Annotated in this window: 25 protein-coding genes; 15 read left to right on the top strand and 10 right to left on the bottom strand. The window is 33.8% G+C overall.

Annotation, left to right across the window (positions count from 1 at the left end; translation table 11 throughout):
* The first annotated feature begins 341 nt into the window (after positions 1-341).
* From ruvB to C8N27_RS13425, 5 genes are read left to right on the top strand one after another with little or no spacing between them, the layout of a single operon-like run.
* Complete coding sequence (gene ruvB / locus C8N27_RS13445; RefSeq protein ID WP_099215680.1) at positions 342-1,364, top strand: Holliday junction branch migration DNA helicase RuvB; 1,023 nt, start codon at positions 342-344, stop codon at positions 1,362-1,364.
* Positions 1,365-1,379: 15 nt separating this feature from the next.
* Positions 1,380-2,678, top strand: coding sequence for a hypothetical protein (locus C8N27_RS13440; protein WP_121148013.1), 1,299 nt, complete (start codon positions 1,380-1,382; stop codon positions 2,676-2,678).
* Positions 2,679-2,698: 20 nt separating this feature from the next.
* Positions 2,699-4,429, top strand: a complete 1,731-nt coding sequence (locus C8N27_RS13435; RefSeq protein ID WP_121148010.1) for a SulP family inorganic anion transporter — start codon at positions 2,699-2,701, stop codon at positions 4,427-4,429.
* Between the two features lie 11 nt (positions 4,430-4,440).
* Positions 4,441-5,850: an MBL fold metallo-hydrolase gene (locus tag C8N27_RS13430; protein WP_121148008.1), complete on the top strand. Its 1,410-nt coding sequence runs from the start codon at positions 4,441-4,443 to the stop codon at positions 5,848-5,850.
* A gap of 5 nt (positions 5,851-5,855) precedes the next feature.
* The gene (locus C8N27_RS13425) at positions 5,856-6,236 is read left to right on the top strand and encodes a rhodanese-like domain-containing protein (protein WP_167444756.1); all 381 of its coding nucleotides are present in this window, start codon (positions 5,856-5,858) and stop codon (positions 6,234-6,236) included.
* Between the two features lie 43 nt (positions 6,237-6,279).
* Here C8N27_RS13425 and C8N27_RS13420 read toward each other — a convergent pair whose 3' ends face one another.
* On the bottom strand, positions 6,280-6,786 hold the full coding sequence (locus C8N27_RS13420) for a hypothetical protein (RefSeq protein ID WP_124590359.1): 507 nt from the start codon (positions 6,784-6,786) through the stop codon (positions 6,280-6,282).
* 105 nt (positions 6,787-6,891) lie between these two features.
* Positions 6,892-9,261 (bottom strand): TonB-dependent receptor, encoded by a 2,370-nt coding sequence (locus C8N27_RS13415; RefSeq protein WP_121148004.1) that lies wholly within the window; start codon positions 9,259-9,261, stop codon positions 6,892-6,894.
* Between the two features lie 469 nt (positions 9,262-9,730).
* Here C8N27_RS13415 and C8N27_RS13410 point away from each other — a divergent pair, with 469 nt between their 5' ends.
* The 6 genes from C8N27_RS13410 (at position 9,731) to C8N27_RS13385 (ending at position 15,791) form a co-directional block, all read left to right on the top strand.
* Positions 9,731-10,216 (top strand): acyl-CoA carboxylase biotin carboxyl carrier protein subunit, encoded by a 486-nt coding sequence (locus tag C8N27_RS13410; protein ID WP_028891340.1) that lies wholly within the window; start codon positions 9,731-9,733, stop codon positions 10,214-10,216.
* A gap of 1 nt (position 10,217) precedes the next feature.
* Complete coding sequence (gene accC, locus C8N27_RS13405) at positions 10,218-11,654, top strand: acetyl-CoA carboxylase biotin carboxylase subunit (RefSeq protein ID WP_121148001.1); 1,437 nt, start codon at positions 10,218-10,220, stop codon at positions 11,652-11,654.
* A 133-nt stretch (positions 11,655-11,787) separates the two neighbouring features.
* On the top strand, positions 11,788-13,329 hold the full coding sequence (locus C8N27_RS13400; protein ID WP_121147999.1) for an acyl-CoA carboxylase subunit beta: 1,542 nt from the start codon (positions 11,788-11,790) through the stop codon (positions 13,327-13,329).
* Between the two features lie 203 nt (positions 13,330-13,532).
* Positions 13,533-13,928, top strand: coding sequence for a hypothetical protein (locus tag C8N27_RS13395; RefSeq protein ID WP_121147997.1), 396 nt, complete (start codon positions 13,533-13,535; stop codon positions 13,926-13,928).
* A gap of 544 nt (positions 13,929-14,472) precedes the next feature.
* A complete protein-coding gene (locus C8N27_RS13390; RefSeq protein WP_121147994.1) occupies positions 14,473-15,135 on the top strand; it encodes a hypothetical protein in 663 nt (220 codons plus the stop codon).
* 149 nt (positions 15,136-15,284) lie between these two features.
* Positions 15,285-15,791, top strand: coding sequence for a hypothetical protein (locus C8N27_RS13385; RefSeq protein ID WP_121147992.1), 507 nt, complete (start codon positions 15,285-15,287; stop codon positions 15,789-15,791).
* Positions 15,792-15,928: 137 nt separating this feature from the next.
* Here C8N27_RS13385 and C8N27_RS13380 read toward each other — a convergent pair whose 3' ends face one another.
* A complete protein-coding gene (locus C8N27_RS13380) occupies positions 15,929-16,900 on the bottom strand; it encodes a hypothetical protein (protein ID WP_121147989.1) in 972 nt (323 codons plus the stop codon).
* Positions 16,901-18,108: 1,208 nt separating this feature from the next.
* Between C8N27_RS13380 and C8N27_RS13375 the strand changes: the two genes are divergently transcribed.
* From C8N27_RS13375 to C8N27_RS13365, 3 genes are all read left to right on the top strand, one after another.
* A complete protein-coding gene (locus tag C8N27_RS13375; protein WP_121147987.1) occupies positions 18,109-19,377 on the top strand; it encodes a peptidoglycan DD-metalloendopeptidase family protein in 1,269 nt (422 codons plus the stop codon).
* 319 nt (positions 19,378-19,696) lie between these two features.
* A complete protein-coding gene (locus tag C8N27_RS16060) occupies positions 19,697-20,389 on the top strand; it encodes a hypothetical protein (protein WP_208639323.1) in 693 nt (230 codons plus the stop codon).
* Positions 20,390-20,541: 152 nt separating this feature from the next.
* The gene (locus C8N27_RS13365; protein ID WP_121147984.1) at positions 20,542-21,213 is read left to right on the top strand and encodes an HNH endonuclease signature motif containing protein; all 672 of its coding nucleotides are present in this window, start codon (positions 20,542-20,544) and stop codon (positions 21,211-21,213) included.
* A gap of 31 nt (positions 21,214-21,244) precedes the next feature.
* On the opposite strand, the gene arfB is transcribed toward C8N27_RS13365, so the two are convergent.
* From arfB to C8N27_RS13340, 5 genes are all read right to left on the bottom strand, one after another.
* A complete protein-coding gene (gene arfB, locus C8N27_RS13360; RefSeq protein WP_121147982.1) occupies positions 21,245-21,646 on the bottom strand; it encodes an alternative ribosome rescue aminoacyl-tRNA hydrolase ArfB in 402 nt (133 codons plus the stop codon).
* Between the two features lie 142 nt (positions 21,647-21,788).
* Positions 21,789-22,442: an AAA family ATPase gene (locus tag C8N27_RS13355; RefSeq protein WP_121147979.1), complete on the bottom strand. Its 654-nt coding sequence runs from the start codon at positions 22,440-22,442 to the stop codon at positions 21,789-21,791.
* Positions 22,403-23,035 (bottom strand): nicotinamide riboside transporter PnuC, encoded by a 633-nt coding sequence (pnuC, locus tag C8N27_RS13350; protein WP_121147977.1) that lies wholly within the window; start codon positions 23,033-23,035, stop codon positions 22,403-22,405. The genes C8N27_RS13355 and pnuC overlap by 40 nt, the downstream gene beginning before the upstream one ends.
* Complete coding sequence (locus C8N27_RS13345; RefSeq protein WP_121147975.1) at positions 23,019-23,279, bottom strand: YkoF family thiamine-binding protein; 261 nt, start codon at positions 23,277-23,279, stop codon at positions 23,019-23,021. Before C8N27_RS13345 ends, pnuC begins: the two co-directional genes overlap by 17 nt.
* A gap of 127 nt (positions 23,280-23,406) precedes the next feature.
* A complete protein-coding gene (locus tag C8N27_RS13340) occupies positions 23,407-24,033 on the bottom strand; it encodes a 4'-phosphopantetheinyl transferase family protein (RefSeq protein WP_028891326.1) in 627 nt (208 codons plus the stop codon).
* A 62-nt stretch (positions 24,034-24,095) separates the two neighbouring features.
* Between C8N27_RS13340 and ahcY the strand changes: the two genes are divergently transcribed.
* Complete coding sequence (ahcY, locus tag C8N27_RS13335) at positions 24,096-25,412, top strand: adenosylhomocysteinase (RefSeq protein WP_099215661.1); 1,317 nt, start codon at positions 24,096-24,098, stop codon at positions 25,410-25,412.
* Positions 25,413-25,505: 93 nt separating this feature from the next.
* On the opposite strand, the gene C8N27_RS13330 is transcribed toward ahcY, so the two are convergent.
* Together C8N27_RS13330 and C8N27_RS13325 are read right to left on the bottom strand one after the other, a co-directional pair.
* Positions 25,506-26,012, bottom strand: coding sequence for a ferritin (locus C8N27_RS13330; RefSeq protein ID WP_121147972.1), 507 nt, complete (start codon positions 26,010-26,012; stop codon positions 25,506-25,508).
* A gap of 82 nt (positions 26,013-26,094) precedes the next feature.
* The gene (locus C8N27_RS13325; protein WP_244174757.1) at positions 26,095-26,388 is read right to left on the bottom strand and encodes a hypothetical protein; all 294 of its coding nucleotides are present in this window, start codon (positions 26,386-26,388) and stop codon (positions 26,095-26,097) included.
* Positions 26,389-26,434: the final 46 nt, after the last annotated feature.

Here is a 26,434-nt window from a genome sequence, read left to right as displayed (position 1 = left end):
CTGCCACTGGTGGGAGAGTAGGTCGTTGCCTTTCTTTTAAACCTCAATCTTTTATTAGATTGAGGTTTTTTTTTGATCTTATTTTAAATTCAATACTTTATTACTACTAAACTAAAACATCAAGATAACTCCAAAATAGCAATTAACATAAGACGCTCTTTTTGAAATAGTAATATTGTATAGGTCTCTTATTACTAAGGTATAGAGGTTATATATGGGGGTCATTTATTATTCACAATAACTACCACAACATTTTATAATATGTATCTTAGCATAAAAATATTTGCTAAGTAACTTATATTACAAAGCAAGCATCATATTTCAAGTATATTTGCAACAATATGAATGAAAACCTAAACCCTGAAAGTACAAACTACTCAAATGAAGAATTAGATGTAGAAAAAAAGTTACGTCCGCTCTCATTTGATGATTTCTCTGGTCAAGATCAGGCAATAGACAACTTAAAAGTTTTTGTTGAGGCAGCGAATCAACGAGATGAAGCATTAGATCATGCATTATTTCACGGGCCTCCAGGATTAGGTAAAACGACGTTGGCTCATATCTTAGCTAATGAGTTAGGAGTTGGTATAAAAGTAACCTCAGGACCTGTGTTAGATAAACCAGGAGACTTAGCAGGCTTATTAACCAACTTAGATGAACGAGATGTTCTGTTTATTGATGAGATCCATCGATTAAGTCCTATAGTTGAAGAATATTTGTATTCAGCTATGGAAGATTATAAAATCGATATTATGATTGAATCTGGTCCAAATGCACGTACAGTTCAAATTAACCTTGAACCATTTACTTTGGTAGGAGCTACTACTCGTTCAGGATTGCTTACAGCGCCTATGCGAGCTCGTTTTGGTATCAGTAGTCGATTACATTATTACTCAACAGAATTACTAACAACGATTATTCAACGAAGTGCTTATATCTTAAAAGTGCCAATTTCTATGGAGGCAGCAATTGAAATTGCTGGTAGAAGTAGAGGAACACCTCGTATTGCCAACGCATTATTGCGTAGAGTACGTGATTTTGCTCAAATTAAGGGAGATGGTACTATTACCATAGAAATAGCAAGATATGCCTTAAAAGCATTAAATGTGGATGCACATGGTTTAGATGAAATGGATAATAAAATTTTATCTACGATTATTGATAAGTTTAAAGGAGGTCCAGTTGGAATAACCACTTTAGCTACAGCTGTAGCTGAAAACGCTGAAACTATAGAAGAGGTTTATGAGCCTTTTTTAATCCAACAAGGATTTATTATGCGAACGCCAAGAGGAAGAGAAGTAACCGATTTAGCCTATAAACATTTAGGAAGAATTAAAGGAACTAGCCAAGGAGAACTCTTTTAAAGTTTAGAATAAGCTATGGATAATAAGTCTAATACAGAAACGAAAGGATGGTTGCAACGATTAAAAGATGAAAGTTGGGAAGCGGAATTATTGGTTTCTGCAATTGCAATTTTTGGTTCTTTTAAGCTTTTTGATATCATTGGTTGGATTGCAAATTTCTTTATAGATTTTCTAAATCCTAACCAATATTATATAGGGTATTTCATTACTTTTTTTGGGCTAATAGCAGTAAGTATATTGGCTTCAATGTTTGTAATACATTTCTTCTTAAGAGCTTATTGGGTGGGCTTGGTAGGGCTTAATTCAGTTTTTCCTGACTATAGTATAGAAGATAGTGCTTATTCAAAAATTTACACAGAAAAAATACTTTCAATATTACCAAAACTAAAAGACTCAATACAAAAAGTAGACGAATTATGTAGTGTAATTTTTTCTGTAGCGTTTACCTTTTTATTAATGTATGGTTACATGGCATTTTTTTCAAGTATTTACCTGTTATTATTCAACCTACTTTCAGCGTATGTAAATACCTATATTCTTTTAATACCAGCTTTTTTAATTGCAATCAGCCTAATGTTGCAATCAATAATTACTATGTTCTCTAATTTAAAGAAGAATAAAGAAAAAGAAAAACTACAAGTCTTAAATTTCAAAGTGGTAAAATTTGTGTCAATGATATCTTTTGGACCACTATATAAAAGTATTTTGCAAGTATCAATGATATTTGGTTCAAATTTTAAGAAGAAAAAATCAATAGTTTATTTAATGTTGTTTTTCTTTTTTTCGGGTGTGGTTCTAGCAAGTATACAAATCCCGAAAACAAACATATTTTATCTAGTTATTTCAAACAAGCAGAACTTTTTCAATAAATACAAAACGTATTCAGATTACTATAAAGACAGTAATAAATCCAATACATTTTTGCTAGCCCCTGAAATAGAGTCAAGTAAAATAGAGTCAAAAGTTGTAGAAGTATTTATACCCATATTTAAATATGAAAGAACGATAAGAGAAGAGATTTGCGGTGAATTCGAAGAAAAGACTGATGTATCAAAAATAATAGAAGATCAAAATCAAGCTAAATTTTTACTAGCCTGCTATAAAGAATATAATAAAGTGTCAATAGATGGAGAAATTATACCTATTGATTTTATAAGATATGACAATCATCCTAGAACGAAACAGTTTGGATTACAAGGATATATAAATATTGAAAATTTATCAGAAGGAGTGCATACCATTAAAATAGAGAAAAAAAGTATGAAAAAAAACTTTTTAGAATGGACAATTCCCTTTTATAAGATAAATAATTAAAGAACGTTTTTATAGAGTAAATGAATTTACTAAAAAAACTCATACCAATATTAGAATGGTTGCCCAACTATAAAAAATCGCAGTTAAGAGGTGATGTAGTTGCAGGTATAACAGTTGCTATTGTCTTAATTCCACAAGGTATTGCTTACGCATTAATTGCTGGATTACCACCAATTTATGGATTGTATGCAGCTTTAATGCCTCAGTTAATGTATGCTATTTTTGGAACATCTCGTCAAGTAGCAATTGGTCCTGTAGCAATGGATTCATTAATAGTAGCAACAGGAGTTTCTACCTTAGCACTTACAGGTTCAGAAAGTTACATCGCCATTGCAATATTACTCGCACTGGTAGTAGGAACAATTCAATTTTTAATGGGAATTTTCCGTTTAGGATTTATTGTAAATTTTTTATCAAGACCTGTAATAACAGGATTTACTTCTGCCGTAGCTTTAATTATTGGACTGAACCAATTTAGAAATCTATTAGGAGTTGAGTTTGTACAGAGCGATCAAATTCATGTACTATTAGAAGATATTCTTTTCAGACTTAAATATTTTAAAACAAATACAACAATTATAGGCTTAATAGCATGTGCTATTATTATAATATTTAGAAGAGTCAATAAAAAAATACCAAATGCCTTAATCGTAGTTATACTCGGTATACTAAGCATACGTTTTTTTGGAACACAGCTCTCCGATGTTGCCATTGTAAAAGATATTCCTTCAGGTTTACCAAAATTTTCAATGCCAGTAATTGATGTAGCTCTAATACGTGAATTGATGCCTATAGCAGCAACCTTAGTTATGGTAGGATATTTAGAAACCATTTCTATCGGAAAAACGTTGGAAGCCAAACAAGATGAGTATAGAGTAAGACCAAATCAGGAGTTGGTAGCTTTAGGTTTGAGTAACATGGTAGGATCATTATTTCAATCGTATCCATCAGCATCAAGTTTTTCTCGTTCGGCAATTAATGCAGAATCAGGTGGAACTACAGGAGTTTCAGCAATAGTTTCTGCAATTTTAGTAGTGTTTACATTACTTTTCTTAACACCAGTATTTTATCATTTACCTAAAACTATTTTATCAGCAATTATTATAGTTGCAGTTTTTAACTTAATAAATGTAAAAGAAGCAAGAAGGCTATGGAAAGCTAATAACCTAGATTTTTGGTTACTCTTAGCTACTTTTTTGGCTACTATTTTCTTCGGAATTGAATACGGAATTTTAATCGGAGTAGTTTTATCATTAATTGTTTTAATTTTTAGAACCTCAAGACCCTATGTAGCTGAGTTAGGAAAAGTACCAAATTCAGATTTCTATCGTAATAAAAACAGGTTTAAAGAAGTTATTTTAGATGATGAAATTTTAGTTTTCCGTTTCGATGCACAATTATTTTATGCCAACTCTAACTATTTTAGAGATAAATTAGACGAAATGACAGAAGAAAAAGGGAAGGCATTAAAATTGATTGTATTAGATGCGGAGAGTATCAACAGAGTTGATAGTACAGGAATAGAGATGTTAAAAGAACGCATCGTTTATTTTAACAAACACAATATTCAGTTTTATTTTGCAGGAGTAAAAGGCCCTGTAAGAGATGCCTTTTTTAGAGGAGGTTTATTAGACGTTGTAAGTTTAGATCACTTTTTTATGCGTGCCAATGGAGCCGTAAATTTTTATAAAACAGGAGATAATCAAAATCAGAAAAAATACGCGCAGTATATACACCAAGCGTATAAATAATATATAATATCATGAAAATAGAGCAAATTTATACAGGTTGTTTAGCACAAGGAGCCTATTATATTGAAAGTAATGGAGAAGTAGCAATTATAGATCCGTTACGTGAAGTTGACCCTTATATAAACAGAGCTGAAAAAGATGGCGCTAAGATCAAATATATTTTTGAAACTCACTTCCATGCAGATTTTGTAAGTGGTCATGTTACGCTTGCTGAGAAAACAGGAGCGACAATTGTATACGGACCAACAGCAAAAACAAATTATGAGGCTCATATAGCTACAGATGGAGAAGTGTTCACATTAGGAGATATTACTCTTACCGTATTGCATACTCCAGGACACACAATGGAGAGTACTTCTTATTTATTAAAAGATAAGAATGGAAAAAACCATGCAGTTTTTAGTGGAGATACCTTATTTTTAGGTGATGTAGGGCGCCCAGATTTAGCACAAAAAGCTGCAAACTTAACACAAGAAGAATTAGCAGGATTGTTATATGATAGTTTGCGTACAAAAATTATGACCCTTGAAGATGATGTAATTGTATATCCAGCACACGGAGCAGGTTCAGCTTGTGGTAAGAACTTAAGCAAAGAAACAGTTGGTACTATTGGAGATCAAAAGAAAACCAATTATGCATTACGTGCAGATATGACTAAAGAAGAGTTTGTAAAAGAAGTAACCGATGGATTATTACCTCCACCAGAATATTTTCCTTTAAATGTAAAAATGAATAAGGAAGGATATCAATCTATTGATGAAGTTATTAAGAGTGGAGCAAGAGCATTATCGGTAGCAGATTTTGAAAAAATAGCAAACGAAACAGATGCGTTGATTTTAGATGTACGTCATCAATCAGAGTTTATTAAAGGATTTATACCGCAATCAATTTTTATTGGTTTAGGAGGAACATTTGCTCCATGGGTAGGTGCATTGATTAAAGATGTTACACAGCCAATTTTATTAGTTACTCCTGAAGGAGAAGAAGAAACAACTATAACACGCTTATCTCGAGTTGGTTTTGATAATGTATTAGGGTATTTAGATGGAAGCTTTAATTCATGGAAAGAAGCAGGAAAAGAAATAGATACGTTACGTTCTGTTTCTGCAGATGTTTTAGCAGAAGCAATTACGAAAAAAGCACCTGTTTTTGATGTTAGAAAGCCAGGAGAATATGCAAATGAACATATTGTAGATGTACCAAGTACACCGTTAGATTTCTTAAACGAACATGTTGAAGAGTTTCCAACAAAAGAAGATTTTTATGTACACTGTGCTGGTGGATACCGTTCAGTAATTGCAGCATCTATTTTAAAAGCAAGAGGATTCCATAATATAATTGATGTTGCTGGAGGATATAAGGCTATTAAAGAAACTGATATTCCAAGAACAGCAACGGTATGCCCATCAACTTTAAAATAAGGATAATGAAGAGAGGTATATTTTTAGTAGGTTTATTTTTAACGATGGTAGTATCGTGTAAACCTCAAACCAAAGAGGCAAAAGATATCACGGTAGAAAATCTACAAGTAGTTTTAGAAAACGAAGATAACGTACAGTTATTAGATGTTAGAACACCGCAAGAATGGGCAGAAGGAGTTATTAAAACTCCAATTAAAATAGATATTACTGGAGATGATTTTGAAGGAAAGGTTTTAGAAAAGTTAGATAAAACTCGACCTGTATATATTTACTGTCGATCTGGAGGTAGAAGTGAAAAAGCTACCGAACTTTTAGCTGAAAAAGGTTATGAAGCCTATAATGTTTTAGGAGGCTATTTAGAATGGACAGAGAAAAATAAAGAATAAAGAAAATCCCGGGTAGTATACTCGGGATTTTTTATTCATCTAATTAATCTTCAAACATTGTTTTGATTAAAAATTCAGTTTCGTTGTTATTATTAATTATAATGACTTTTTCAAATTTGCCATCAAAATTACTATCAACAAATTTTAATTCTTTTTTTGAGTCATAAATTAACACGAATTCTTCTGGCACTCCATCCTCATCATTATCGAGAGAATAACCAACTTTATCCCCAACTGAATTATAACAATCAGTTTTTTCATAAACGCCATTTTCATTCCTGTCAAAACAAGTTTGATATACTTTTCCATAAGTAGTATAAACTCTAGCAATTTCATAATTGGAATCAAAGTTTACATCAAAAAACTGATTAGCTATTTTATTGTTCTCTTTCCAGTAGCTAGTTAAGATTTCGTAATTATTTATCCATTTAAAAGTAAAGTTTTTAGCATCCATTAAGAGAGAAACTTCTTTGTTTAATTTAAAAGAATAAATTCCAAGCCCGATACTTGTTAGAGAAAGTAATATTATTAAGGTTTCTTTCAGTTTCATAGTAATTTGATTGTTTTTTAATTGAGTAGTCAAAGGTAAAAAGAAGCTTCATAAAAAAACCGAGACAATTTGTCTCGGTTTTTTGTTTTTCTAGCATTTTCCCACTTAAAATTTTAACGTTGCACCTACTAAAAAGTTTCTAGTAGCTTGCGGATAGTATCCAGCACCATCAACAGTAGTTGTTGTTCCTGGAGTAGTCCACGTATCGTCGTATGTATAATAATATCCTCTATCAACATATTCTTTGTTAAAAATGTTGTTTACTAACCCAGTAAGTACAATTGATTTAAAAATCTTCTTAGTTTTAATTTCGTACACAATGTTTAAGTCACTCGTAAAGAATCCTTTTAAAACATCTAAATCAGATACTCTACTATCTAGGTTACTCATAAATTGTTTTCCAACATATTTAGATAAGAATGCGATTTGTATATTGTTAACTGGTCGATAAATTAATGCATTTCCAAAAACGATGTCAGGAGAAAAAGTAATAGGAGTATCTCCTAAATTTTGTAATTCCCCATTAATTTCAGCATTGTAATCCCTATTAATGTTCTTACTAAAAGCAATGTTAGGACGCATAGATACTTGTTCAGATAAGGTAATATCTGCATCAATTTCCAGTCCTAAACGATAACTACTACCACTAGAAGCACGTAAAGGTTCTCCAGTATTTGGGTCAATAGCACCGGTAAGAATTAATTGATTCTGATAATCCATATAGTATACGTTTGTATTTAATCGAACTGTTTTATTAGCCAAGCGCCAACCTAACTCATAATCATCTAAGCTTTCGTGTTGAGAATTACCACCTTCAAAATCATTTCTATTAGGTTCTCTGTTCGCTTTAGCGTACGAAGCATATAAACTATGTTTGTCATTTATGGTATAGGTAAGCCCAAACTTAGGATTAAAGAAGTTATAATCTTTATCAACATCAATAGGAGCTCTATCAGATGTCAATCCTTTCGTTTGATAATTTACAAACCTTCCTTGTAAATCAACAAACGCTTTAAATTGTTCTGAAAGACTAAACGTAGCTTTAGAGAAAACACTCAAATCTGTTTTTTCAGAAGTACTATCGTAGTAATGGTCATTAATATTGGTATTTGGAGCTAAATCGCTTCCCCATATTACTTCTCCATAATGGTCGTTATTAAAGGTACTATAAGAAGCTCCAGAAATAATTTCTAGTTTATCATTTTTGTAAGTAGCATTCGCATTAGCAACATAAAAATGATTGTCTAACCATCTTCTAACAATCACATCACTACCATCTACAATTAAACCATCATAGTCTGCAGCATCACTTCCTTCTTTAAACTGCTCGTAATATCCTTTACCACGCGTATAGTTTAAACCTATGTTGGTAGACCAATTCTCAGATAATTTTTCATTCCAGTGTAGTTGGTAGTGATCTTGCCAATAATTATCGGTTTCATTATCATAGGTATACGGGTTCTGACGACGATTTTCTTTTAGTTCTTCAGGAGTTAAACCATACCAAGCTTGGTAGGTTCTTTCCTTTCCACCAAAAACTAAAGCTTTAATCAAGGTGTTATCATCAGTATAGCTACCTTGTAAGAAATACGATTTTAAATCAGTGAAAGCACGGTCAACATATCCGTCAGAATAAATGTTAGACAAACGTCCTGCGAACTCAAACCCATTATTTAATTTTCCAGTAGTAAATTTTACGGTATGCTTTCTTGTTCCGTACGAACCAAAAGCATTTGAAATTTCTCCACCAGCTTCTTCCGAAACGGCATCGGTTAAGATGTTTAAACTAGCTCCAAAAGCTCCAGAACCGTTTGTAGAAGTACCCACACCACGTTGTAATTGTAAACTTTGGGTAGAAGAAGCAAAATCTCCCATATTAACCCAAAAAGTCCCCTGACTCTCGGCATCGTTATACGGAATTCCGTTAATCGTAACATTTACACGAGTAGCATCCGAACCACGTACACGAATATAAGTGTATCCAATACCAGCACCCGCATCAGATGATGAAGTTACTGACGGTAAATAGTTTAATAATACAGGAATATCCTGTCCTAAATTACGTTTTTCAATTTCTTGTTTGCTAAGGTTAGAGTGTGTTACAGGTGCATCTGCTTTTACACGAACAGCAGAAACCAACACTTCGTCTAAAATAGCTTCATCAGAAATTAACTGAAATGTAAACTGTTGATTTTTGGTAATAACAACCTCTTGCAAAAGAGGTTTGAAACCAACATGAGAAATCTTAAATACATAAGTTCCTATTGATAGATTTAATGTAAAGTCACCCTTGAAATCGGTAGCAATTCCTTTGTTAAGAGAGGCAACAGTAACAGTAGCACCCACCAAAGGATTTTGGTTACCATCAACTACTTTTCCTGAGAAAGTAACCGTTTGTGCGTTTGCTGTTAAGGTTGCAAATAATACGAGTAAAAAAGCTATTAGTTTTACTTGTGGTTGTTGTTTGAAAGACATCGGTCTCATTTTATAAAAAAACAAAATCGAATAAAAAGAGGTAATTATTCTTTAGTTAAACATTGAATAATTGTGAGCGTAAAGCATAACTTTACTTTTGCACTCGCTAAAAAGGTCTACCAGACCTTTTATTTACGCTCGCTTCCCTAAACAGCATTACCTGTTCCAGGTTCGTTGGGTATGATCTCAGCCCTACTTTTAATTACAAGTTATAAATGTTGAATTTTAAGTTAACTAACAACTATTCATTAAACACTAATAACTCAAAAAGGCACCCCTTTATGAGAACGGTGCAAAGGTAAATATGAAATATGAATTAAGCGCGATAAATAGCGGGTTTTTCTAGGCTTGTTTATAAAAGAATAAAGAGTTATTAAGTAAGTAAAAAAACATTCTAATCAATTTATAGATTTAACTCATGCATTCCATTGTAAATTTAATATTTTAGTGGTGAAAATATCAGATATTTATGAGTAAATCTTTTAAAACGAGCGTTAATAAAACGCATGATTTTGACTTTACTGAAGCGCAGATAGAGACGCTAGATATAGTAGAAAAATCAAAAAATAACTACCATGTACTTGAGGGTAACCAATCGTATCAAGCTACCATACTTCAAACAAATTTCAACAAAAAAACATATACCATTCAAATCAACGGAAATACTTACGAGGTAAATATTGCTGATGAATTAGATATGTTAATTGATGAGTTAGGATTAGAAGTAGCTGCAGAGAAAAAAGAAAACGATATCAAGGCACCAATGCCGGGGCTAATTGTTTCTGTAGATGTTGAAATTGGTCAAGAAGTAAAAGAAGGAGATGGGATCTTAGTGTTAGAAGCCATGAAAATGGAAAATACCTTACAAGCACCAAGAGACGGAGTTGTAAAATCGGTAGCGATACAAGCAGGTGATAAAGTAGAAAAGAATACGGTTTTAATAGAAATGGAGTAATATGAAAAAGATATTAGTAGCAAACAGAGGAGAAATTGCATTGCGTGTTATGCGTACGGCAAAAAAGATGGGTATTAAAACGGTAGCTGTTTATTCGGAAGCAGACAGAAACTCACCACACGTAACTTTTGCAGACGAAGCAGTATGTATTGGTCCTGCACCTTCCAATCAATCGTATTTATTAGGAGATAAAATTATTGAAGTAGCAAAGGAGTTAGATGTAGATGGAATTCACCCGGGATACGGATTTTTAAGTGAAAATGCAGCCTTTGGAGAAGCCGTAGCAAAAGCAGGAATTGTATTTATAGGTCCTAAAACACATGCTATTGAGGTGATGGGGAGCAAACTTGCGGCAAAAGATGCGGTAAAAGCCTATGACATTCCAATGGTTCCAGGGATTGATGAAGCGGTAACCGATGTGGAGTATGCATCGAAAGTAGCAAATGAAATTGGCTATCCAATTTTAATCAAAGCTTCAGCAGGTGGTGGAGGAAAAGGAATGCGTGTTGTTGAAAAAGAAGCAGATATTAAAGAACAAATGCAGCGTGCAATTTCAGAGGCAGAATCAGCTTTTGGTGATGGTTCGGTGTTTATAGAAAAATATGTAGGGTCGCCACGCCATATTGAAATCCAAGTATTGGCAGATGCTCACGGAAATGTAGTACACTTATTTGAACGTGAATGTTCGGTACAACGTCGCCACCAAAAAGTAGTTGAAGAAGCACCATCAAGTGTATTAACTCCAGAAATTAGAGAAGCCATGGGAGCCGCAGCGGTAAGAGTTGCGAAAGCCTGTGATTATTTAGGAGCAGGAACCGTAGAGTTTTTATTAGATGAAAACAAAAACTTCTATTTCTTAGAAATGAATACACGTTTACAAGTAGAGCATCCAGTTACGGAACTTATTACAGGAGTAGACTTAGTAGAGCAGCAAATAAAAATAGCAAGAGGAGAGGAGCTATCATTCACCCAAGACGATTTACAAATTAACGGACACGCATTAGAATTGCGTGTATATGCTGAAGATCCGTTAGATAATTTTGCACCGAGTATTGGAGTGTTGGAAGTGTATCAACATCCGAAAGGAGAAAATATTCGTGTAGATGATGGTTTTGAAGAAGGAATGGAAATTCCTATTTATTACGATCCGATGATTTCTAAATTGATTACCTACGGAAATACGCGAGAAGAAGCTATCGAGCTAATGAAGCAAGCCATTAGTAATTATAAAGTAAAAGGAATAGAAACTACGTTGCCGTTTGGAAAGTTCGTATGTGAACACGAAGCTTTCACATCAGGGAATTTCGATACTCATTTTGTAAAGAAATATTATACGCCTGAGTTGTTAGAAGCAGGATATGAAAAGGAAGCAAAGATTGCTGCACAAGTAGCCTTACAGCAGTATTTAAAAGAGCAACGTATTTTAAAAACTTGTTAATACATCATGTGCGTTAGGGGTTGCAGCGGCATCCTTTTGTTGTCAGTTCGAGTTTGCGAAGCAAGTATCGAGAACCAACAAAAGATATAGCGGAAAGCCCGACCCTTGGGGAACGCCCAAAAAAAGAATATAGATGAAATCTAAAATAGAAGAATTACAACATAAAGTAACCGAAGCAAAATTAGGAGGTGGACAACAACGTATCGACCGTCATCATCAAAAAGGAAAATTAACAGCACGTGAGCGTATTAATTATTTCTTAGATGAAGGTTCTTTTGAAGAAGTAGGTATTTTGGTAACACACCGAACGACTGATTTTGGAATGGAAAATCAGAAGTTTTATGGTGACGGAGTGGTAACAGGATACGGAACTGTAAACGGACGTCTTGTGTACGTATTTGCACAAGATTTTACGGTATTTGGAGGTTCGTTATCAGAAACACATGCCGAAAAAATCTGTAAGATTATGGATTTAGCCGTAAAAGTAGGAGCGCCATTAATCGGATTGAACGATTCTGGTGGAGCACGTATTCAAGAAGGAGTACGTTCGTTAGGTGGTTATGCCGATATTTTTTATCGCAACGTACAAGCATCAGGAGTCATTCCACAAATCTCAGCAATTATGGGACCTTGTGCAGGAGGAGCAGTGTATTCACCAGCCATGACCGATTTTACCATCATGGTAGAAAATTCAAGTTATATGTTTGTTACGGGACCTAACGTAGTAAAAACGGTAACCAACGAAGAAGTTACTTCGGAAGAATTAGGAGGAGCAAGTACGCATGCAACCAAATCGGGAGTTACGCATTTAACGGCAGCGAACGATGTGCAATGTTTAGAAGATATTAAAACATTGTTGAGTTATATGCCGCAGAATAATCAGGAAACCACGGCGAAATTACCGTTTGAATTAGGCGATGAGATTAGAGAAGAATTAGCCAACATCGTTCCAGATAATGCCAACAAGCCGTACGATATGCGTGCGGTGATTGATGGTATTGCTGATGCAGATTCGTTCTTTGAAATTCATAAAGATTATGCTGATAATATCGTAGTCGGATTTGCGCGTTTAGGAGGAAGAAGTGTTGGGATTGTTGCCAATCAACCGATGAGTTTAGCAGGATGTTTGGATGTAAACAGCTCTAAAAAAGCAGCACGTTTTACCCGTTTTTGTGATTGTTTTAATATTCCGTTATTGGTGTTGGTAGATGTACCAGGATTCTTACCAGGAACCGATCAAGAGTGGAATGCGATTATTACCAACGGAGCAAAACTATTGTATGCGTTAAGTGAGGCTACCGTGCCAAGAGTAAGTGTAATTACCCGTAAAGCTTATGGTGGAGCGTACGACGTAATGAACTCAAAACATATTGGTGCCGATATGAACTTTGCATGGCCTAGTGCAGAAATTGCGGTAATGGGAGCGAAGGGAGCAAGTGAAATTATCTTTAAAAAGGAAATTGCCGAAGCAGACGACCACGAAGCGAAGCTTGCCGAGAAAGAAGCTGAATATGCTGATAAATTTGCCAATCCGTACCGTGCAGCAGAACGCGGATTTGTAGATGAGGTTATTTTACCACAAGATACCCGTAGAAAACTAATCAAAGCTTTTGCGATGTTAGAAGGTAAAAAGGTAGAAAGACCTAATAGAAAACACGGGAATATTCCGTTGTAACAAAATACATATCAATATTTTTAAGAGGCGCTTCTTTTTAGAAGCGTCTTTTCTTTATTAGGCTTTGACCGTGATTGATTTAATACTAAATTAATGAGATTTTTAGAAAAGAGTAAGGGTGTATAAATCATTACTAGTCCCATATTTATTAAATTGGGTGTTCAAACTATATAGCTAAGCTTATATAAGATGTTAGTATAACTATGAATTGGAAAATAATTACTGAAAATAAAAGAAGGTATGCTGATACATTCTACTATTTAAAAGCTGAAAGAGACTGTTTAGAAGGAACTATTGTATTAGAGATATGTTGGATTGAGAATTTTATGTATGACTTAACGGTCTATTTATATAGAAAAGAACCAAAACGAAAATTCTTGTTTTTTAAAAGTACAAAGCCTGAAACACTTTATAGTTGTTTAGTTTTTTATAATGGACGTATTGAGAAATATGGGCATCAAATAATGAGAATAACAGAAGATGCTCCATTAGAAAAATTAAAGAGATTGGATTCCTTTCAAAAGGATGGAGTTCTTAACTATAAGATAGGAGAAAAATATAGTTTAGATTTTACAACTACTTTGCCAGAGAAAAACTGAGCTACTACACATCTTAGAAAATTAACCACTTAAATAAAACGTCATTACGAGCCTTTCGACTGTCGCTCAAGACAGGCTAAAACGAAGTAATCTTTAAGTTTATAATTTGAAATAAACAGATTACTTCAGTCGTACCTTCTTCGTAATGACGTTAGCTAATAAAAATTAAATTTTAAAAAGGAGTTTTTCGAAGCTCTTTTACGCAGAATAGTATGAAAAAGCGATGAGATTCAGAGGCTTTGCCTCGCATCGTTTTTCAGACGTTTTTAAACAAAGTTTAAAAATTCCTCGTAAAAGTGTCCTTTCTTTTGGTTCGTTTTCTTTGGACAAGCAAAGAAAATGAAGGCACTAGTTTATTGAGCAATACTATTAAGTATACATCTACTCTATACTCAGTTTAATACTACATTAATGATGAATAAAATAACTTTTATGACTTAAATATCTGGTTTAGAGGGTTTCCGTAATTTTTTACAAATATGTTTTTTTAGGTTTATAAGGAATTAAACTTTATGAATCCTAACTAATTTAAAAATATAAAATTATGAAAAAAATCTTACTACTAATTTTTTTATTGAATACTCTTTTTTCTTTTTCACAGATTGAAGGAACTAAAGAGATTTCAAAAAAAGATGCAGATAGCCTAGGTCATATTAAGAAGAAAGGGATCAAATTTGGTGTGTCTTTTGGTTTTAATCAAACTTTTGATGAATTGGTTGATGCAAGAATATCTCCAATTGACACTACTTTAACTTTGCAAAATACATCTAGAACATCTTTTCTTCTATCTACTACACTATCATTCGCGATTTTAAGCAAATGGTTAGGGGGGGGAAGGTATTATCGAAAACTAGATGTAAGTGGTAACCCAGTTGGAAACCCGTATTTTGTTCCGAGTGGATTATCAATAGTTACAACAATTAATTTAGTTACCTTTAATTCTGCTTTAGGAGGTGCAGGACTATTCAATCAGAAATTAGACGGGGGTTTAGGGCTTGGATACACTTTTGGAGAAAATGTTCAACTTGCGCTTACTTATGAAATGATTTCTTTTAGACAACCAAGGGATTTTTTGAAAGAGTTGAATGGACAAACAGTTGAGGTAAAGGGCTCAAAATTAATGTCATTAAACCTTGATGATAATGATTATTTCATAGATAAGTATATTCCATCAGTATCATTGAAAATTATTTATATTCTAAATTAATAAAAAACTTACCCCTTTGGTCTATATTTATTAATCTGTAATAGATTAGGTTATTTTGGTTAATGTGTAAAACTTTTATTCATAAGCTAAAGAAACATAGTGATATCATTTTTAATAGCACGAAGTAATTAAACTACCAAAAAACAATTATGAGAACTCTTTATATTATTACAATAATTCTCGGATTAATAAGTATTTCATGCACAAGTTATAAAAAGACAGTAGCTAAGGATACTTCAAGTCAAACATCTGATGTATCAACTATTAAAACAGAGACTGACCAAACATCTATTTGGACAAATCAACCGAATTCAAATTCAACAAAAATTAAAGTACTAAATGCTGCAATTGCATTTGGGTCTTTGCCTAATGGACTTAGTGAAATGGATTATATGGTTGTTGAAAATACAGGTACTTATTTAGTAACTAATGCAATTAGAGTTTTGTCTGACGATGTTAGAGTAAAAGCTTGGGTAGAGGGACAAGATATTATACTTACTTCAGAAGTTCAGCAATATAAAGAAACCGAATTTGGACTTCCAGAACCTTCTGGTTTTGTAAAATGTGTAAGAGGAAATTCTACATCACTTCCTGACTGCTGGCAGACAATTTTAGTAATAGCAAACCATCTTGGAGGAGATAAACAATACCAATAATTTTAATAAAAATCACAAAAAAAACGTCATTACGAGTGATAACGCAGTAATCTTTATGTTTCTAGTTAAAAATAAACAGATTACTTCAGTCGTACCTCCTTCGTAATGACGTTCGTTGTTTTTATATAAAAATATCCCTACACATCCGTACTAACCCAATAACTTCCCGTTGAGGTAGTAGACGGATTATATGCCAAAATATTCACTTTGGTACCGTTGGCAACATCCGCTAGTAACCATTCCATTGGCTGGTTGTTGATAGCGCCACTTTCCAACTCAACCATATTGCCGTTTAAGGTAACCTCGTCGGTACTAATGTCGAACTGTAGTGTGGTTTCTCCTCTGTTTTCAAAACCAATAAAACCCTCTTTGTCATACGATACCTGAGTAATCACCTTGGTTTCATTAGGCGCTACCTGTCCCACAAAATCAGTAATAGAGCTGCTTCCTGTAGTTGGACGATAGCTATACTGCGCCCTTTTTGCAGGCTCATTGGCAAATACTAACTGAGCTGCATTCATAATTTGAACAAGCGTTGTATAACAATCGTTTAAAGCCGAAATACGATCTTGAGTAATAACCAAACGTTGTTTTTTATATACCTCTTGCTGAGTGTTCGCGTTTTTTAATTCGTCTTTAATTGTTGCCAACTCTTCCACAATAGATGCAGGCATTCCGCCTTTATTCGCATCGGTCAAATCATCTAAATAATTTGTTACCACTTTTTCTAACGTTTCTAAAAACACCAACATTTTAGGCTGATTCTTACTTGCATCTCTATAGCCAGTTGTAAACTCTTTTAATACCGCAGGATTATCAGGAAAAGCCCACATAGCATGACTTTTTATACGATTATACACACGACTTGCATTTTGCATTTCTATCAACACCTTTTGCGTTTCCACTCCTTGTTTAGCCAAGGTACTTACATCGGTAACTACCGTATCTGCCGCATCAATCTGATTTAAAAAAGCAGTTTCATACTCACTCGTAAATCGGGCATTGAAAGCGGTAAAACGCTCCAAATCTTGCGTAAAAAGGTTGTAAATTGTACGTGCGCTTTCAGCTAAAAAAGCATCTGATCCTTTGAATTTTCTTCTTGTTTCCATATTAATATTTAATTTAAGTTACACGAGAGTTTTTAGGGAAGCGTAATACACGCTACCCATAGGTAATCATAAGAAACAATAAGATTATAATAGCAGGAGAGCCCCTTGCCACTAGTTAAAAATCCATAAAAAATTAGATGGTTTTAGCAATACAATCATAGCATTTTGTTAGTTTCTTTTTCTTAACCACTTCTAAATTATAGTGTTGGGGTATAAAAAACAAATGCGATGGTCAATTTTTGCTTTTTTTTAACAGGCAGACTATCAGAAGTATATCTTTTATACTAGTTGCGAATATTTTTTTGTACTGTCAGTTCGAAACAGCATACTTTGATTAAAGAGACTACTAAAAAAGCACCCCGTCATAAGCAGGCAAGCCAAAAATAACACCGCAAGAACCGTTAAAATTAAAATCTGTTTGAGCGATAGCGAGTTATTTTAATTTAGGTTTGTGGATGATTATTTTTGAGTGCAGGATGGTTAAGGCTAGATTTTTTGTTTCTTTTTCATCAATGGAAAAAGAATAATAGCTTAGAAAAAGATTTTTCTATGTAAAATCTAACTCGTTAATACGTAGACCGAGAACGTTGGATTGAATCCATACAGATTTAAGAGTAGGAGGATAGCCGTAGTATCAGCGACCCATGCCGTGATGTTAACGGAGCATGCCGTAGTATCAGCGACCTGTGCCGTGGTGTTAACGGAGCATGCCGTAATATCAGCGACCCGTGCCGTGGTGTCAACGGAGCGTGCCGTGATATCAGCGACCCGTGCCGTGGAGTTAACGGAGCATGCCGTGATATCAGCGACCCATGCCTTGGTATCAACGGAGCATGCCATGGAGTTAACGGAGCATGCCGTAGTATTAGCGACCCAAACAACGATATAAAGAACCGTTGCTACTCTAAAAAACAACTTTTATAACCTAAATAGCTGAGCTTATGGGATTCCGTAATAATGTTTACACACTTTGTGTTAGATTCGTAAGAATTGTAAGAGCAAATCACTTTTATAATTAATTAATAAATAAGAGTAGCTCGTTGATAACTTTACTTTTAACAAAGTATTGGTTTTGATATATTTAATAGTGTATAAAAATTGCTAAACCTTATGATATTCCATGTTTTTATCGGGATAAAAGAACTAAAGTTTGATATATAACGAGTTGAGTGTAATTATAAGAATCAACATTTTAATATAATAGAACCATGAAAAAAAGAATTTTACTCACGACTTTAACAGTGTTGTTTTTGTCATTTAATGGTTATTCTCAATTTGGAGATATTGGTAAAGCATTTAAAAAACTTAAAAAAAATGTTGATAGAGAACTTACTAAAACAAAGAAAAGTGTAGATAAAACATTGACAAAAGCTAAAAAAGATGTTGATAAAGAAGCCACGAAATCAAAAGAAAATATTGACAAAAACCTTACAAAAGCTAAAGAAGATGTTGACAGAGAACTGACTACGATAAAAAAAGATATCGATAGAGAATTAACTAATGCAAAATTTGATATGGACCAAACTTTAACAGTTGCTAGAGAAGATGTTGTTACAGAGTGGAATTACTTTTGGGCAACAGTTTGTGGAGAGAATAGCGAAAGAAAAACTGTTCAAAGAAAATTTGACCAAGGAAAAATAAATGAAAAAGAAAAGGATAGCTTAATGAAATTGGCTGGTCCAGCTAGACCATGTGGTGGTGGAATTTCTGTTAACTCTAATGGCGAAGCAACCTTATTAGACAAAAGTGGAAGCCTTTCAGAAAAGCCTGTGCCAGAGGGTACTTTATTTGATGACTGGCCAGAAATTTTAGATTGGACTAGAAAAATAGAAATGGAAGATTGGGAAAAAAACATTGGCGATAAGTTTGTTGCAGGTTGGTTAATATCACCAGAATTACGAGGTGGTATGACATGGTTTTCTGAAGCTCCTGGACCTGTAACAAAAACTAACAAATTAAGAAAAGCTAAAAACGGTCATCCAATGACAGGTGCAAGAAGAGCTTCATTAATAAAAGATAAAAATGACAAACCTATTTTAGATGCAAAAGGCAATAAAACTTACAGATATAGACTCCATAAAGGTACAGATTATGCTGCAAAAGAGGGTGATGTAATATTAGCAGCTATAGACGGTGATGTTACCTATCATAAGAGTGTATATAAAGGTTTTGATATGATACGAGTAACCAATAGAATTACAGGACATCGTCAAGAAACACTATACATTCGAAGTTCAGAAGCCACAAAAAATGCTATTGAAAATGGAGTTAAGAGAGGAGATGTAATTGGAGTTGCAGTAAATATTCAAAATCATAGTGATTATAAGAATGTACCAAATCATGTTCACGTAAATTTCATTAGTCCTGAAGGAGTATACATTGCCCCAAATAATAAATTCGGTGTTGCCAAGGATTCAGATTGGGTTGCTGCATATTGTGAAGATTCAACATGTTTATCACCTAAAAACGAAAAATAAAAAATTACACCCAACAATGACTATAAGTAATTGCTTATTCTCGCCTACTTATGAAAATTCTCGCGGATTTTTAGTTTGATTTGTGGTTCCAAATTAAATGCTAATCCACTCAACTACTCATATTCGAGACCGTTGGAAATAATTATGATGAAATGACAGAAAAAATAGGAACGATAAAAAACCCCCTTACTATTATTGCAATATTTGCGGGAATTGCAGAAGTTAGCGGAACATTAGTTCTACCCTTTATTGTGGATGAAAACCAATTATTATTTATTTTTTAATCATATTTCCAAGTGTATTAATTGTAGTTTTTTTCTTGACTCTTAACTTCAACAATAAAGCACTTTACGCACCTTCTGATTTTAAAAATGAAGAGAACTATATTAAGATTTTCAAATACGACGAATCAAAACAAGCCAAAGTTGAAGTAAGTGTTACTCAAGACCAAATGCTTGAAATATTAAACGATAATTTATTGGATTTTAAAAGAGATAATGATATTAAATTTCAAAAATTAGAACGAGATATTATTAAATTAAAATCTGTAAAAGAAGAAGATTTTGACATATTTGATAGACCTGAATATGATGATTTTGATAAATTTGATTTCATAATAGAAAATTTAGTTAGTGTCTTTAATATGCCTAAAGCAGAAAACCTAATTAGAATTTTCAAGAAAAAAGGATATTCGACTGAATTAAATGAACCTCATAATTTAAATAATAGCATAAATAATCATAAAGCAATTTGGCTTGGTAGCGAAGTCCCTTTTGAAAAAGCTAAAGATGTTATTCTAACTGCAAAGGAGTTCTACCCACATCTTCAATATATCTCTATTTCAGATAAGAAAAGAGATGTTCCTGAATTTGTACATTATCAAATATTCATTGGAGGTTCTACTGAAACTGCATTAGAAGATGGATTGAAACCTTTAAAAGAAAAAGATTGGGAAAAAATAGAGGCTTCAAAGGATTTAAAAGAACTATATAGCTTGATAGGAAAAAAATAGCTATGTTCAACAACGTGTATAAAAAAATAGCGGTTTAATAGCGACTAAAAAATAAATGAATAAAAGAGGTTATTGTAAAACTGAAAAGTTAATGAGTAAAATATAGTTACTTATTATAATGACACCGATATAGGGAATTAAAACAAACAAAAATGAAAAGACTTCTATTACTATTAACCTTGTCGCTGATTGTAAATTTTACTATTCATAGCCAGGATACATACAAAATCGGTAATACCGAATATTACTACGGAAAATATTATTCTACAACAGGAAAACCTCTTGTAAAAAGGAGCGAGGCCAATAAAAGAGAGTTTTTAAGATCATTAGGTTATGATGAGATACCTTATGGTTATCAAATAGATCACATAAAACCTCTTTCTGAAGGAGGTACAGATGATCCAAGTAACATGCAATTGCTAACTATTGAACAACATAAAAGAAAAACAGCGAGAGAAAGAGCTAACAGAAGTAATTCAACTTATTCAACTACTAAACGAAATTATTATTCCAATTCGACATATAACAGTTTTTACAATAATACTCAAAAATCGAAATCAACTTATTCGGAAACTAATAATAGTGGGCGAACACTTTATACTGGAAGTAGAGGCGGAAAATATTATTATAGTAGTAGCGGAAAAAAAGTCTATGTAAAATCTAAGAAAAGTAAAACAAAAAGCTATTATTCAACTCCGACTTATTCAACTCCGACTTATTCAATTCCAAGTAGCTCATCTAGTAGGACAATTCAGACAGGGCCAAGAGGTGGGAAATACTATATAAACTCAAATGGAAATAAAACTTACGTAAAGAAGAATTGATGAAATAACGAGTTATTAAAAATGATTTAAACTAAAACCGAAACTTTTTTCGGTTTTCTTTTTTTTCAGCCTGTTGTTTTTTAGCGTCCAAACGTTTGGCAATCGCTGCTTTTTTAGGTTTGGTAGCTTTGCGTACTTTGGGCACTACTAAGGCTTGTGTTAAAAGGTTAAAAAAGCGTTCGGTAACCAATTCTTTGTTGCGGTGTTGTGAGCGGCTATCTTGTGAGCTTAGTATGAGTGTGTTTTCTTTAGAGAGTCTGTTCGCTAAGTTTTTAAGGAGTAGTGCTTTTTCTTTATCCGAGAGTCCTAACGAGTCTTCAATCGTAAAACTTAATTCTACTTTAGAGGATACTTTGTTTATATGCTGTCCGCCCGCACCAGAGCTTCGTACGGCTTTAAAGTTGAGTTCTTTTAAAAGTTGTTCTTTGTTCATAGTGTTTGTGAATGTCTCAAATATAGGGAATCTATTGTTGTTTGTAAAGGGGGCTTACTAATCGGAGTGACTCTTATTGGTGAGATTTCTCCCTCTGGTCGAAATGACGTTTATCTATTGTAGTAATGACATTTAGCGATACTTACATATCGTAATTAGGCGTGTCGGGTGATTGGTGCATAAAGTGCATATCTAAATCGGTAAGGGTGTCGGAAAAAGAGTATAAGTTTTCTTTTTTTGTGAGTAATTCATCAATAACTGCTACTGCTTTTTTCAATCGGGTTTCTTTGTCTCCTTTTAACAATACATACGGACGGTTGTATTTTTTCAACGCATTTTCAAAGGCTTTAAACATTTCCAAACGTTGCTCGGGTCTGTCGCGTAAATCATCGGCCTCCCAAGGCGTATCGATATAGGTTAAAAAATAAATATCGTAAGTGTTTTCAATGGCAGCCTCATCTAATTTCGGATCTACGAATCCGCCATAATACTCTTCAGAATATACTTTGGTTTCCAATAAATCGGTATCACAGATGAGTACTTTATCCGCCTTTTTAGCCAATTCATTTTCCAAGCCCATTTGTCCTTCAGCAATGGGAATCAAGTCTTGCTGCTCACAAGTTTTACGTTCGTTGTTCCACTTATCTTGCAAGTATTCACGCGCAAATTCGGGAGCCCAAACGGTATTGTAATGACGTGCTAACTGACCAGAAAGTGTTGTTTTTCCTGTGCTTTCAGGTCCAAATAATACCACCTTTACAAGGTTGATGGGTTGTTGTGTAAGTGCTTTTTCCATGCTAAATATCCTGCAATTGCAATAAAGGTAAATAATAAATATTGAAAACTGGTAAAGGTAAATCCTTTGTAAAAGTACAGTGGAACGGAGATAATATCGCCAATAATCCAATAAATCCAGTTTTCTATTTTTCGTTTTGCCATCAGCCACATTCCAACAAAGAAAATGGCAGTAGTAACGGTGTCTACATAAGCTGTCCAGCTAGTCCATTTATCAAAAACGGTATAAACAGCATAGACGAAAACTAAGGTGGCTACAAATATGGCTACGCTTTGTTTTTTTTCTTTAGGTGTTGTTCTAGAAATAGGAGTTACATGGGTGGCGTCTACTTTTCGTGTCCAGATATACCAACCGTATACACTCATAATAAAGTAGTACCCGTTAATCATCATATCGCCTAACAGTTCCCATTTTAATAGGAGGTATACAAAAATAGCGGTGCTAATCATCCCCGTAGGGAATACCCAAATTTTATTCTGTTTTGAATACCAAACGGATAAAAAACCAAAGATTACCGCAATAATTTCTAGCCAAACATGGATAGGGTTGTAATCAGCATACTGCCCAAAAAGGAAATCAAAAAGTTGGCTCATAATCGCTACGATCGGTTTTTACGATTTTCATGAATAGCAATCCGTTGTCAATTAATTCAAAAGTATTTTTTAATTCAGAAGTAACTAAACTCATCACGGTATCATAATCACCATACACTTGCGTACTTAACGGATTTTCTAACACAGTTAAACCTGAGGCTCTTAATTTTTTGATGAAATTGATAATTGGTTCTTCAAATTCGTTCTGAAGCGGACTTAAAGTCAATTCTACGGATATTTTCATTGTTGTTCCTAATTAGAAAGATGCAAAGTTACTAAAGTTAAGTCGTTGTTGCATGGTAAAGGTTTTGGGAGTTTTTTCAAAGTTTCAAAGATGCAGAGTTTTGGAGTAGGAGGGTATGGTGCCTTTTTTAACAAGCACATACGCAGGTGAATCCTTCCATTTCTAAGAAGTGGATGTCGTACTCAGAGGTTTGTCCTTCGTATAAAATTTTTCCAGTAGTTACATTTGTTTCAAAAGAGAAATCTTCAATATAAATGTTTTCTAAGAAGCGGAGTTTTTTCTTTCCGTAGATTTTATACAAACTTTCTTTGGCTCCCCAAACAATGGTTAATTTGCTTACCAAAGCATCGTGGTTGGCAATAGATTTGTATTCTTCTATAGGAGTAAACTTGTGTGCAATTTTCAGAATTTTGTCGCGTTGCATTTCAATATCTATCCCCACAGGTTGTGTATCGGAAATAATTATTGCCGAAAAGGTAAATGAATGGGTTATTGAAATGAATTTGCCGTCTTTTAAGTGTGGTTTTCCGTAGCCATCGTACAGTAAATCGTCATCGGTATAGCCAACTTCTTTTAGTAAGTGACGTACGCTCATAAAGCCTCTTTGGTGTAAATCGGACTTCATGCCGTTTACTCTTTGTTGATTTCCTTTTGTTAAAGAAACGCCGTTAGAAAGTTGTTCAAAAGATTCTTCAATCTTCCAAATCAATGCTTTAGCATGGTTGTTTACCGTTAATGTTTTGTAAAGAGGCATATTTTAGAAAGTTATTTCGTAATTTTGCGACTCAAATTTAAGATACATAAATATACAAAAATATGAGCACAAAAACCGCGACATATGTTCCTTACAAAGTTAAAGATATTTCTTTAGCTGATTGGGGAAGAAAAGAGATTGAATTGGCAGAAGCTGAAATGCCAGGGTTAATGAGTTTACGAGAAGAGTATAAAGATGAGCAACCTTTAAAGGGTGCAAGAATTGCAGGATGTTTACACATGACGATTCAAACTGCGGTTTTAATTGAAACATTACAAGCTTTAGGTGCTGAGGTTACTTGGAGTTCTTGTAATATTTTTTCTACTCAAGATCAAGCTGCTGCTGCTATTGCTGCTGCTGGAACTCCAGTATATGCTTGGAAGGGTATGAACGAGGAAGAGTTTGATTGGTGTATTGAACAAACATTATTCTTTGGTGAAGATAAGAAGCCATTAAACATGATTTTAGATGATGGTGGAGATTTAACGAATATGGTATTAGATAAATATCCTGAGTTAGCTTCTGGAATTAAAGGTTTATCTGAAGAAACAACTACAGGGGTACACCGTTTATACGAGCGTATGAAAAACGGAACGTTACCAATGCCTGCGATTAACGTAAATGACTCGGTTACTAAATCGAAGTTTGACAATAAGTACGGATGTAAAGAATCTGCAGTTGATGCGATTCGTCGTGCTACTGATGTAATGTTAGCTGGTAAAAGAGTAGTGGTTTGTGGTTATGGTGATGTTGGTAAAGGTACTGCGGCATCTTTCCGTGGAGCTGGTTCTATCGTTACTGTTACTGAAATTGATCCTATTTGTGCGTTACAAGCGGCAATGGACGGTTTTGAAGTAAAGAAATTAGAAACTGTTGTAGGAAATGCTGATATCGTAATTACTACTACTGGTAACAAAGATATTGTTCGTTCTGAGCACTTCGAAGCGATGAAAGATAAGACTATCGTTTGTAATATTGGTCACTTTGATAATGAAATCCAAATGGCTTGGTTAAACGATACTTACGGAGATACTAAGGTTGAAATTAAGCCTCAAGTTGATAAGTATACTGTTAAAGGAAACGATATTATTGTATTAGCTGAAGGACGTTTAGTAAACTTAGGTTGTGCTACAGGTCACCCAAGTTTTGTAATGTCTAACTCTTTTACAAACCAAACCTTAGCGCAAATCGAGTTATGGAAAAATTCTGATGCGTATAAAAACGAGGTGTATATGTTACCGAAACACTTAGATGAAAAAGTAGCAAAATTACACTTAGCTAAGATTGGTGTTGAGTTAACTGAGTTACGTGAAGATCAAGCGAAATATATTGGTGTAACTGTTGAAGGTCCATACAAGCCAGAACACTATAGATACTAGATTCTTAGAGTCAAGATTTTTAGAATCAAGAGTCAAGACACAAAAAATCCCGCAACTAAGTTGCGGGATTTTTTTATACTGTTTATAAAAGTTTTATTCGGTAGGAATACGCTCATCAATCATTTTTAATGGCATACCTTCCATTAAATCGATTAAGTCTAAAATATCTCTTACTTTCTCTTCTTCTTCGGCTTGTTCCGTTACAAACCATTGTAAAAAGATTTCAGAAGTAAAATCACTTACTTTTCTTGCGGTTTTAAATGCGTTATGAATAGATTTAGTTACTTCTATTTCGGCATCTAAAGAAGCTTCAAAAATAGCTCGTAAGCTTTCAAATTCGTGAGCAACTTCTGTAGCTATAGGTGACATTGCACTACCGCCATTATCGTTAATGAATTTGAAAATCTTCATCATGTGCTCTCTTTCTTCTTCAGCTTGCTTATAAAAGTATGCTGCGCTATTTCTAAGCTCTCTTTGGTCGCACCATGATGCCATGGCTAAATATTTAGAAGAAGCTTGTTGCTCCATCGTTATTTGGTGGTTTAGCAAATCAACTACTTCCACATCTAAAATCATGTCTCTTCTTATTGCTGTTTCCATAATATTTTGTTTAGTTTTAATACTATAAAGATACAGATTATAAGACTCTAAAAAGAATAGAGACACTAATTTAAAGCTAGTCTTAGTAAAGACTTTTCTGCTTAAATACTGATAAAAGAAGCTCTTTTAACTCTATAAGTTGAGGTACATCTAAGAATAATAGGTGCTTGTTGTCTGCTGCAAAAAGGAGTACGAAGTTATCGCCGTCGATAATCGTTTCTAACGCTTCGTAAGAAGCGTGTTGTAGTACTTTTTTTCTGAAGGATAATAGTTGGCAAAAAGTAAAGTCAATTACTTTATAACCTAAATCTAGTTGGTAACAGTTTCTGCCACCACAAGATATTTTAAATGATAATTCTTCTACAAAAAAATTCATTCGGCAAATATAGTTATTTTTAATGAATCTAAAGAAGAATAACTTA

Origin of the sequence: Tenacibaculum discolor (genome assembly GCF_003664185.1) — a bacterium.
Classification (GTDB): domain Bacteria; phylum Bacteroidota; class Bacteroidia; order Flavobacteriales; family Flavobacteriaceae; genus Polaribacter; species Polaribacter discolor.
This window is presented reverse-complemented; position numbering and strand designations above follow the sequence as displayed.